We start from the raw sequence: 10,586 nt of genomic DNA, 5'->3' as shown, positions 1-10,586 counted from the left end.
GAACGCAGCTCATGCTGGCTGCACGATGCGACTGAGACCGACAACCTGCAAGGCGTGCCGTCGTTTCAGTCCGCACGCCCTAATTCAGTGATCTTGGCGACCTCGTCGTCACGTGAACAGGTGCCTTTTGACGGCCCAGAGGTCGATGTAGGCGTCGGCAGTGAAGACGCGGTCGAGGTCATCGAAGCGGCGCTGGTCAATGGCCGTGGAGTAGTCGATTAGCAGTTGCTGGATTTCCAGTCGATCGGAGATTTCCGCCAGGCTCAACATGCGTCGATTGAACACGATCGACGTACCGCGTTAGGCTCAGCGCCCATGCGAAAGCTCCTCGTCGCGCTGGCTGTCGCTGTGGCCGGCGCCTTCGGACTCGCCGGACTGCATCTTCCCGTCGCGCATGCCGACGCCGACATCCAGCCGCCCGGCACGGCGCTGGTTCCCGCAGGCCCCGCGACGGCGTGGATCGTCGCCGACATGGACTCCGGCCAGGTGCTCGCAGGGCGGGACATGGACCTGCGTCATCCGCCGGCCAGCACGATCAAGACGCTGCTGGCGCTGGTGGCACTCGACGAGGTGAACCTCGACTCCACGGTGGTCGCGAACCAGGCCGACACCCACGTGGAGTGCTCGTGCGTTGGCATCAAGCCCGGCCGCACGTACACCACGCGCCAGCTGCTCGACGCGCTGCTGCTGGTGTCGGGCAACGACGCGGCCAACACCCTCGCCGACATGCTGGGCGGCTTTGACGCCGCGGTGGCGAAGATGAACGCGAAGGCCCTCGCCCTCGGCGCGCCGGACACGCATGCCGCGACGCCATCGGGGCTCGACGGGCCGGGCGGCACCGGGTGGACGACGCCGCGCGACCTGGCGATCATCTTCCGTGCCGCGCTCACCAACCCGGTGTTCGCCCAGATCACTGCAGAACCGTCGGCCGTGTTCCCGGCCGCCAACGGCGACCGCGTGATCGTCAACGAGGACCAACTACTGCAGCGCTACCCGGGCACGCTCGGCGGCAAGACCGGGTTCACCGACGCCGCGCGCAAGACGTTCGTCGCTGCTGCCCAGCGCGATGGCCGTCGCCTGGTCATCTCGATGATGTACGGCCTGGTCGTCGAGGGCGGCCCGACGTACTGGGATCAGGCCGCCAGCCTGCTGGACTGGGGCTTCGCGCAGGACCGGTCCGTGGCGATCGGGACGCTCTAGCTCCGCTCACCGAACGGGCGACCGCGCAGCATCACGACGTCGGGCCTGTTCAGGACCGCGGCGCCCTGCCGCGGATCGTCGCGGTAGCAGACCAGGTCGGCCGGCGCGCCGTGCTCCAAAGCGGGCCGGCCCAGCCAGCGGCGCGCGTCCCAGCAGGCCGCGCCCAGCGCGTCCGTCGGGCTCATCCCGATGCCCTTCAGCGCGTCCACCTCGTCGGCGATACGACCGTGAACGACCATCGAGCCCGCGTCGGTGCCGGCGTACACCGGCACCCCGGCCTCCCGCGCGCAAGCCATCCACTGGCGGCAGCTGCTGTACAGGTCGCGCATGTGGCGGGCGTAGCGCGGATAACGGCCGGCCGAATCGGCGAGTCCCGGAAAATTGTCGATGTTGATCAGCGTCGGCACCAGCGCCGTGCCGTGCTCGAGCATCAGGTCGATCACGTCTCCGGTGACGCCGGTCCCGTGCTCGATGCAGTCGATGCCGGCATCGATTAGGCCCGGCAGCGCATCTTCGCCGAACACGTGGGCAGTCACCCGGGCGCCGTTTGCGTGAGCCGTGTCGATGGCGGCCTTGAGCACGTCGTCGGACCACAGCGGCGCGAGGTCGCCGACGGCGCGGTCGATCCAGTCGCCGACGAGCTTCACCCAGCCGTCGCCGAGGCGCGCCTGCACCTCTACCGCTGCGGGCAATTGCGACTCGTCCTCGACGTCGATCGGCAGCCCGCGGCTGTACCGCTTCGGCCGGGCCAGGTGACGCCCGGCCCGGATGATGCGAGGCAGGTCGTCGCGGTCATCGAGGCGGCGGGTGTCGATCGGCGACCCACAGTCACGCAGCAGCAGCGCGCCGACGTCGCGCTCGGTCTCGGCCTGCGCCGTCGCCTCGTCGAGGTGGCTGACGGGGCCGTTCGCGCCGATGCCGACGTGGCAGTGCGCGTCGACGAGGCCGGGCAGGATCCAGCCGCCGGCCCCGTCGGCACCGAACACCGTCTCGGCGCCGCCCACGGGCTCGGCCGAAATCAGCCCATCGACGACCCACCACTCCACGGGCTGCTCGACGGGCAGGCCGCGACCGCGAACATGCAGACGCAAGTTAGTTCTTGCCCGGAAAGTTCAGCTTCGACAGGTCGATGTCGGCCAGACCTGGCGGCAGCTCGTCGAGGCCGGGCGGCATCTGCGACAGATCGGGAAAACCGGCCGGCATGCCGGCGCCGAGCGGGCCAGGCACCTTCGGCGGTGTCGGGCCCCGCACGCCCTTCTTGCCCTTCTTGCCCTTGCCCTTGCCTTTGCGGGTCGGGCTCTTGCGGCCGACGCCCGGCATGCCCATCCGGCCCGCCATCTGGGACATCATCTTGCGGGCCTCGAAGAACCGGTCGACGAGCTGGTTGACCTCGGAGACCGCCACACCCGAGCCGTTCGCGATCCGCAGCCGACGCGACGCGTTGATGATCTTGGGGTCGGCGCGTTCCTGCGGTGTCATGCCGCGGATGATCGCCTGCACCCGGTCGAGTTGCTTGTCGTCGACCGCGGCCAGCGCTTCCTTCATCTGGCCGGCGCCGGGCAGCATGCCCAGCAGGTTGCCGATCGGGCCCATCTTCCGGATCGCCAGCATCTGCTCGAGGAAGTCCTCGAGCGTGAGCTCGCCCGTGCCGATCTTGGCCGCCGCCTCCTCGGCCTGCCTGGCGTCGAAGACCTGTTCGGCCTGCTCGATCAGCGTTAGCACATCGCCCATGCCAAGGATGCGGCTGGCCATCCGGTCGGGGTGGAAAACGTCGAAGTCGTCGAGCTTCTCGCCGGCCGACGCGAAGAGGATCGGCGCACCGGTGACTCCACGCACCGACAGCGCCGCGCCACCACGCGCGTCGCCGTCCAGCTTGGTCAGCACGACGCCGGTGAACCCGACGCCCTCGCGGAACGCCTCGGCGGTGGCGACGGCGTCCTGACCGACCATCGCGTCGAGCACGAACAGCACCTCGTCGGGGCTGACCGCGTCGCGGATCGCCGCGGCCTGGGCCATCAGCTCGTCGTCGATGCCGAGCCGGCCCGCGGTGTCCACGATCACGACGTCGAACAGCTTGCTGCGGGCCTCGGCGAGCGCAGCCGAGGCGACGGCAACGGGATCGCCCGTGCCCGACTCCGCTGACGCACCTGGATGCGGAGCGAAGACCGGGACGCCGGCCCGCTCGCCGACCACCTTCAACTGGTTCACCGCGGCCGGACGCTGGAGGTCGGCCGCCACGAGCAGCGGTGTATGGCCTTGCGCCTTGAGCCATTTCGCCAGCTTGCCGGCCAGCGTGGTCTTGCCCGAGCCCTGCAGGCCGGCCAGCATCAACACGGTGGGAGGGGTCTTGGCGAACGCCAGTCGGCGGGTCTCCCCGCCGAGTATGCCGATCAGCTCTTCGTTGACGATCTTGACGACCTGCTGGGCAGGGTTCAGCGCCCCGGAGACCTCGGCGCCCTTGGCGCGCTCCTTCACGCGCGCGACGAACGCGCGGACAACGGGCAGCGAGACGTCGGCCTCCAGCAGCGCCAGGCGGATCTCGCGCGTGGTCGCGTCGATGTCGGCGTCGGTCAGCCGGCCCTTGGTGCGCAGCCCCTGCAGGGCCCCGGTCAGCCGGTCGGACAGGGTTTCAAACACGTCGGCAAGCCTAGCTGGCTTCCTCGCCTGGCTTTGTCGGCGCGGGCGTCGGCAACACCGCCCGCAGATCGTGTTCCAGCTCGGCCCGCACCGCGTCGACGTCACCGCACCCCGGCGGTACGACGATGCAGAACGTGTCGTCGACCGACGAGCCCAGCGTGGTGACCTTCGCCCAGACGATGTCCACGTTCGCGCGTTCGAACACGGCGGTGAGCACGGCGAGCAGTCCCCCGCGGTCGGTGGTACGGACCTCCACGAGCAGCTGGCCGGCGGCGTGCCCGTCTAGCCACAGGATGTGCGGCGGTGCCGTAGAGCGGTACGCGGGAACAGCGGCCAGCACCTCGCCCGCCCGTGTGGACCCGTACCTGGCGGCGTCGCGGTCGCGCTCCTCGAGCGTTGCGATCACGTCGAGGTCGCCGTCGAGCGCCCTGATGAACTCCTGGCGCAGCAGCTCCGCGGCCGGCGGTGAACCGAAATGCGGGGACACGACGAAGCTGTTTATCGCCGACCCCTCGTGGCTGTTCACCGACGCCGAGTGCACCCGCAGTGAATTGAGCGCCAGAACGGCGGCCGCCTTCGACAGCAGCCCGCGCCGATCGGGGGCGATGATCGTCACGTTGTAGATGTGCGGGCTGTCACCTGGGGTCAGCTCGACGTGCACGCCGGCGTCGGCCGCCATCGAAAGGTAATGCGGGTCGACGGGGTCAGCGTGCGGCAGCGCCTCGCCGGCCATCACCATCCGGCAGCGCCGCACCAGATCGCCTATCAGCAGCGCCTTCCAATCTCCCCATACACCAGGACCGGTCGCTAGCGAGTCCGCCTCCGCGAGCGCGTGCAGCAGTTCCAGTAGCAGCGGGTCGCGGTCCAGCGTGTCGGCCACCGCGGCGATCGTGTCCGGGTCTTGCAGGTCGCGCCGTGTCGCCGTTTTCGCCAACAACAGGTGGTGGCGCACGATCTTCGACAGAAGATCGACGTCCGCCTGCCACAACCCCAGCCGCGTGCCGATCTGGGTGGCCAGCTCGGCGCCGATCACGCTGTGGTCACCGCCGCGGCCTTTGCCGATGTCGTGCACCAGCGCGCCAAGCACCAGCAGGTCGGGTCGTGCCACCCTGGTGGTGAATGCGCTTGCGCGAGCAACTGTTTCGACCAGATGCCGATCGACCGTCCAGATGTGTACGACGTCGCGGGGCGGTAGGTCGCGCACCGCGCCCCATTCGGGAAACAGCCTGCCCCACAAACCGGTTCGGTCCAGCGCCTCGATCGTGTTGACGACGGCTGGGCCCGCGGCGAGCATCACGAGTAGGTCCTTCAGTGCCTGCCTTGGCCATGGCGTGCGAAGCTCCGGCGCGGTATCGGCCAGCCGGCGCAGCGTGGAGGCGGCCAACGGCAGGCCGCTCACCGCGGACGCGGCCGCCACCCGAAGGATCAACCCGGGATCGCGCTCCGGCCGCGCATCGCGGGCCAGCACGACTTCGCCGCCGTACTCGACCACGCCCTCGTCGAGCGGTCGCCGGACCGGGCGGCGCAACCCGGCAAGGCCCCTGCGAGGTAGCGCGTTTCCGGCAGTGCGCAGACCCGTGTCGACGTAGTAGCTCACGGTGCGCGCGGCGTCGCTGAGCATGCGCGCAAGCTCGAAGCGGTCCCCGATCCGCAGTGCGGCGCCGATCTCGTCAGCGTGCTGGGCCAGGAGCAGCTCACGGCCACGACCAGACACCCGGTGCAGTTCGGTCCGTACATTGAGCAGCGCCAGGTGGGCACCGGCCAGGGTGCCCAGCGGGCTGTCCACATTGCGGCTGGAGTAATGGTCGGCCAACTGCGCTATGGCTAGCGCGTTGAGCAGTTGGACATCACGCAGTCCGCCACGCCCGGACTTGAGGTCAGGTTCTGCGCGGTGGGCGATCTGCCCGCAACGCTGCCATCGGGCGTGGGTGAGTTCGACGAGTTCGTCAAACCGGGAACGGATTCCGGTGCGCCACTGGCTACGCGCACCGCCGATGAGCAGAGACGACAGCTCGGCGTCGCCGGCGATGTGCCTGGCCTCCAGCATCGCCAGTGCCGCGGAGAGGTCTTCCGCGGCTACGTGCAACGCCTCCGGTACGGTGCGTACGCTGTGATCGAGCCGAATGTTGGCGTCCCACAAGGGATACCAGAGTAGATCGGCGACGTTGCTGACGACTTCGGCCGGCACGTTGTCGTGTAGCAGTGTCAGGTCCAGGTCGGAGTACGGCATCAGTTCCCGGCGACCCAGCCCACCCGTGGCTACGATCGCGAAACCGCTCGTGGCGGTGATGCCGATCTCGGCGGCCTTCGTGGTCAACCAGAACTCGTGCAGGTCCAACAGCGCATCACGCAGGGCCGCCGCATCGAGCTGGCGCGCCCCAGCGGAGAGCAGTTGGTCCGTCGCGGCCACCAAATCCTTTGCCGGACGGGGAGATCCCGCGGCCGGAGCATCCCAGCGGGGAGCCCCAGCAGCGGGATCGGGTGTCTGCTGTTTCATTTCGGCCCTCCCCCGTCGAGAGGACATGTCACATCAGAGTGCGTCGGCTCCCCGTTCGCCGGTGCGGACGCGGATGACGGCGTCGACGGGGCTGACCCACACCTTGCCGTCACCGATTTTTCCGGTGCGTGCGGCCTGGACGATGACGTCCACCACCTTGTCCACCGCGGAGTCATCGACCAACACCTCCACTCGCACCTTCGGCACGAAGTCAACCGAGTATTCGGCGCCCCGATAAACCTCGGTGTGGCCCTTCTGCCGGCCGTAACCCTGCACCTCGCTGACGGTCATCCCGAGAATGCCGGTCTGTTCCAGCCCGGTTTTGACGTCTTCGAGCGTGAACGGCTTGACGATCGCAGTGATCAGCTTCATTTCCCCTCATTCCTCCGCGCCGTGACGGCCATGGATCGAGGCGGCGCGAGCGACGGCGAAGTCGTCACCGGTCTCCGCATGCTCCGCTTCGTCGATGCCGGACACTTCGTCTTCTTCGTTAAGGCGCAGTCCGATGGTGTATTTCACGATCAACGCCAAGATAGCCAAGATAGCCGTAACTATCGCCGAATATGCCGGAACGGTGAAGGTGCCAACCGGCTGGCGCCACAATTGGTCGAACCCGCCGCCGTGGAACAGGCCCTTGACCGCCGCCGGGGCCTCCGGCGCGGCCAGGAAGCCGACCAGCAGGGTTCCGGTCAGACCGCCGATCAAGTGCACGCCGACCACGTCGAGTGAATCATCAAAGCCCAGTTTGAATTTGAGGCCGACCGCGCGGGCGCACCCGACGCCCGCGCAGAACCCGCGGCGAGCGGGCTCATCATCAGCGTGTTGAGCACGCCCTTGGCGCGAACCATGCCACCGTGGAAGAAGGCAAGCCCTGGCGTCATCAACAAGACGAGCGCAGAACTTGCCAGGATCCACGCGGTGTCGCCGGTATCCGGGACACCCATTAACGGGAATTGGTCCACTCGCTATTTCCTCCTTCCGCCGACGCCACGGCCGGGTGTCTGCGACCACTGGCTGAAACAATGCTGAGTGGTTGTTTCGCGGAAGACTCTGTGGTGTTTCGCTCGCGTGAACGGATAGCGGGGGTACGTTTCGGCGGTGTTACATCGGGATTTTCGTGACACGCCAGGTGCCAAGCCAGGGTTATTGGCCCAGCCGGGATAGGCCGGCCGCGGTCATCCCAGCAGCGCGTCGACGAACGCCGCCGGCTCGAACGGCGCGAGGTCGTCGGGCCCCTCCCCGAGCCCGACGAGTTTCACCGGCACGCCGAGTTCCTGCTGCACGCGAAAGACGATGCCGCCCTTGGCTGTCCCGTCGAGCTTGGTCAGCACCACGCCGGTGATGTCGACGACCTCGGCGAATACCCGCGCCTGCGCCAGGCCGTTCTGCCCGATCGTCGCGTCGAGCACAAGCAACACTTCGTCGACCGGTGCGCGCCGGCTCACGACGCGCTTGACCTTCCCCAGCTCGTCCATCAACCCGGTCTTGGTGTGTAAGCGGCCCGCGGTGTCGATCACGACGACGTCGGCGCCGTCCTTTATCCCATCGTCGACGGCATCGAACGCCACCGATGCCGGATCGGCGCCCTCGGGGCCGCGGATCACGTGAGCGCCGACGCGGGCGGCCCAGGTCTGCAGCTGGTCGGCGGCCGCGGCACGGAATGTGTCCGCCGCGCCCAGCACCACGCGGCGTCCGTCGGCCACCAGGACACGGGCCAGTTTGCCGACAGTCGTCGTCTTGCCGGTGCCGTTGACGCCGACGACCAGCAGCACCGACGGACTGTCGGCGTGCGGCAACGCCTTGATCGACCGGTCGAGGTCGGGCCGAAGCTCGGTGATCAACACGTCCCGCAGAATCGCGCGTGCATCGGCCTCGGTGCGCACGTTGCCACCTGCCATCCGTGACCGCAGTGCCGAGACGACCGACGCGGTGGCCGCCGGTCCCAGGTCCGCGGCCAGCAGCGTGTCCTCCACGTCCTGCCAGGACTCCTCGTCAAGATCACCACCTCCGAGTAGTCCCAGCATGCTGCGGCCCAGCGCGTTCTGCGATTTGGCCAGCCGGCCGCGCAGCCGGGTGAGCCGGCCGTCCGGGGGTGCGATGGTGTCGATCGCGGGCGGTTCAGCGGGTACGTCGGTCGCGGGTTCAGCGGATACGTCGGTCGCGGGTTCGGGCAGGTGAACGTCGGCGATCGGGCGCTTCGGCGCGTCGCGTGGGATGGTGGCGTCGTCGCCGACGGCGGGTAGCCCCGTCGTGTCGAGACGTTGCTCGGGCGGCGCCGCGGGCGTCGAAGGTGCTGACGATTCTGTGAACGTGATGCCTGACGACGCGGTATAACCACCGGAGCGGTCAACGGGTGTGACAGTGTCGGGAGGTGACAGGCTGATCCGTCGCCGGCGGTATAGCACCAGGCCGACCGCCAGCGCAGCGACGAGCAGAACGGCGATGACAGCGATTGCGATCCACAGACCCTCACTCACCCGGCCATTCTCCCAAGGGGCGTAGGCGGTGACGACCGACCCCGGCGGGATGGAAACGCGTAAGCGGCGCCACATCGACGTGTGCCTGACCGAAGACGTCGAGCATTACGGCCTGACCACCGGTCTTGAGCGCTACCGGCTGCCCTACAACGCGTTGACTCAGACCAGCCTGGGGGCCGTCGCCCTGGCCGCCGACTTCCTGGGTAAGCGGCTCAAGGCGCCTGTCCTCATCGGCGCGATGACCGGCGGCGCGGAGCTGTCCGGCACGATCAACCGCAACCTGGCCGCCGCCGCGCAGCAGCTCGGCATCGGGATGATGCTCGGATCGCAGCGGATCATGCTCGACAGCGCGCTCGGAGAGCAGGCCGCGACCAGCTTCGCGGTTCGCGACGTCGCACCCGATGTGCTGCTGATCGGCAACATCGGCTTGTCGCAGCTGTCCAAGGCCACCGTGCCGGATCTGGTCAGGGCACTCGACCGGGTCGGCGCCGACGCGGTCGCGGTGCATACGAACCCGCTCCAAGAGGCGATACAGAGCAACGGTGACACGGACTTCTCCGGTTCTGTCACCAGGTTGCGTGACATCGCGGGCTCGCTGGGCTACCCGGTGCTGCTCAAGGAGGTCGGCCACGGCTTCGGCGGGGCGGCCGTGCGCGAACTGCTGCGGCTTCCCGGTGAGTTGCCGGTCGCCGCGATCGACGTGGCCGGGGCCGGCGGAACGTCCTGGTCGCGGGTGGAGCAGTTCGTCCGCTATGGGGAACTGCGCTTCCCGGAGCTGGCCGACTGGGGTGTGCCAACCGCACAGGCGCTGGTCGAGGTACGACAGGCGCTGCCCGACCTGCCGCTGGTTGCCTCGGGGGGCATTCGGACCGGGATGGACGCCGCCAAGGCCGTCGCCCTGGGCGCCGACGCGGTCGCGGTGGCGCGCCCACTGCTCGCGCCCGCGATCGCGTCAGCCACCGCGGCGCATGACTGGCTGGCGCGTTTCATCGAGGAGCTGCGGATCTGCCTGCACGGCTGCGGCGCGGCCGACCTGGCGGCACTGCGGCAGATCGAGCTGACCCCTATCCGCTAGGCGCGCCCGCCAGCACTTGCTGGCCGCGCATCCGCTGCGAGATCACCGCGGAGATTCCGTCGTCGCGCATGGTGACGCCGTACAGCGCGTCGGCTACCTCCATCGTCGGCTTCTGGTGCGTGATCACCAGCAGCTGGGACTGTGCGCGCAGTTGCTCGAATACTGCGAGCAGGCGGCGCAGGTTGACGTCGTCGAGCGCGGCCTCGACCTCGTCGAGAACGTAGAACGGCGACGGGCGCGCCCGGAAGATTGCGACCAGCAGGGCGATCGCGGCCAACGACTTCTCGCCACCTGACAGCAGCGACAGCCGCTTGATCTTCTTGCCGGGCGGGCGGGCTTCGACCTCGATGCCCGTGGTCAGCATGTCGTTGGGGTCGGTAAGTGTCAGCCGGCCCTCGCCACCGGGAAACAGCGTTTGGAACACTTCTCGGAACTCGCGCTCGACGTCGACGTAAGCCTCGCTGAACACCTCCAAGATGCGGGTGTCGACGCCCTCGACGACGTCGAGGAGGTCCTTGCGTGCGCCCTTGACGTCTTCGAGCTGGGTGGACAGGAAGTTGTAGCGTTCCTCCAGCGCCGCGTACTCCTCCAGCGCCAGCGGGTTCACCCGGCCCAGCTCATTCAGCTCGCGTTCGGCGCGCTTGGCGCGCCGTTCCTGGGTCGGCCGGTCGAACGGCGCGGGGACCGGCGCGGTGACCGG

At 68.7% G+C, this 10,586-nt stretch carries 9 protein-coding genes and 2 pseudogenes; 2 read left to right on the top strand and 9 right to left on the bottom strand.

Going from position 1 to position 10,586, the window contains the following annotated elements; genetic code table 11:
* Window positions 1–129: 129 nt before the first annotated feature.
* Window positions 130–270: pseudogene (locus tag VKG81_RS16700) on the bottom strand (nuclear transport factor 2 family protein); the annotation flags it as partial.
* Between the two features lie 45 nt (window positions 271–315).
* Here VKG81_RS16700 and VKG81_RS16695 point away from each other — a divergent pair.
* Window positions 316–1,200, top strand: a complete 885-nt coding sequence (locus tag VKG81_RS16695; protein ID WP_324397671.1) for a D-alanyl-D-alanine carboxypeptidase family protein — start codon at window positions 316–318, stop codon at window positions 1,198–1,200.
* Here VKG81_RS16695 and VKG81_RS16690 read toward each other — a convergent pair.
* From VKG81_RS16690 to ftsY, 7 genes and pseudogenes are all read right to left on the bottom strand, one after another.
* Window positions 1,197–2,291 carry an amidohydrolase family protein gene (locus tag VKG81_RS16690; protein WP_324397670.1) on the bottom strand — a complete coding sequence of 365 codons (1,095 nt, stop codon included), beginning with the start codon at window positions 2,289–2,291 and terminating at the stop codon, window positions 1,197–1,199. The two genes, VKG81_RS16695 and VKG81_RS16690, sit on opposite strands and share 4 nt — an antisense overlap.
* Before the next feature lies 1 nt (window position 2,292).
* Window positions 2,293–3,837: a signal recognition particle protein gene (gene ffh, locus VKG81_RS16685; RefSeq protein ID WP_324397669.1), complete on the bottom strand. Its 1,545-nt coding sequence runs from the start codon at window positions 3,835–3,837 to the stop codon at window positions 2,293–2,295.
* A gap of 10 nt (window positions 3,838–3,847) precedes the next feature.
* Window positions 3,848–6,334, bottom strand: a complete 2,487-nt coding sequence (locus tag VKG81_RS16680) for a [protein-PII] uridylyltransferase (RefSeq protein ID WP_324397668.1) — start codon at window positions 6,332–6,334, stop codon at window positions 3,848–3,850.
* Window positions 6,335–6,367: 33 nt separating this feature from the next.
* Window positions 6,368–6,706, bottom strand: coding sequence for a P-II family nitrogen regulator (locus VKG81_RS16675; RefSeq protein WP_324397667.1), 339 nt, complete (start codon window positions 6,704–6,706; stop codon window positions 6,368–6,370).
* 6 nt (window positions 6,707–6,712) lie between these two features.
* Window positions 6,713–7,129 (bottom strand): annotated as a pseudogene (locus VKG81_RS16670) (ammonia channel protein); the annotation flags it as partial.
* Window positions 7,036–7,278, bottom strand: a complete 243-nt coding sequence (locus VKG81_RS21565; protein WP_414685304.1) for a hypothetical protein — start codon at window positions 7,276–7,278, stop codon at window positions 7,036–7,038. The pseudogene VKG81_RS16670 and the gene VKG81_RS21565, both read right to left, overlap by 94 nt.
* A 231-nt stretch (window positions 7,279–7,509) precedes the next feature.
* The gene (gene ftsY, locus VKG81_RS16665) at window positions 7,510–8,811 is read right to left on the bottom strand and encodes a signal recognition particle-docking protein FtsY (RefSeq protein ID WP_324397666.1); all 1,302 of its coding nucleotides are present in this window, start codon (window positions 8,809–8,811) and stop codon (window positions 7,510–7,512) included.
* A gap of 49 nt (window positions 8,812–8,860) precedes the next feature.
* Between ftsY and fni the strand changes: the two genes are divergently transcribed.
* The gene (gene fni, locus VKG81_RS16660; RefSeq protein ID WP_324397672.1) at window positions 8,861–9,886 is read left to right on the top strand and encodes a type 2 isopentenyl-diphosphate Delta-isomerase; all 1,026 of its coding nucleotides are present in this window, start codon (window positions 8,861–8,863) and stop codon (window positions 9,884–9,886) included.
* On the opposite strand, the gene VKG81_RS16655 is transcribed toward fni, so the two are convergent.
* On the bottom strand, window positions 9,876–10,586 hold a 711-nt coding region (locus VKG81_RS16655), incomplete at its 5' end, for an AAA family ATPase (RefSeq protein WP_324397665.1). The two genes, fni and VKG81_RS16655, sit on opposite strands and share 11 nt — an antisense overlap.

The sequence above is a fragment of the Mycobacterium sp. genome (assembly GCF_035314905.1).
Lineage (GTDB): Bacteria > Actinomycetota > Actinomycetes > Mycobacteriales > Mycobacteriaceae > Mycobacterium.
Note: the sequence above shows the minus strand (reverse complement) of the source record. Positions and strands in the feature narration are given on the sequence as shown.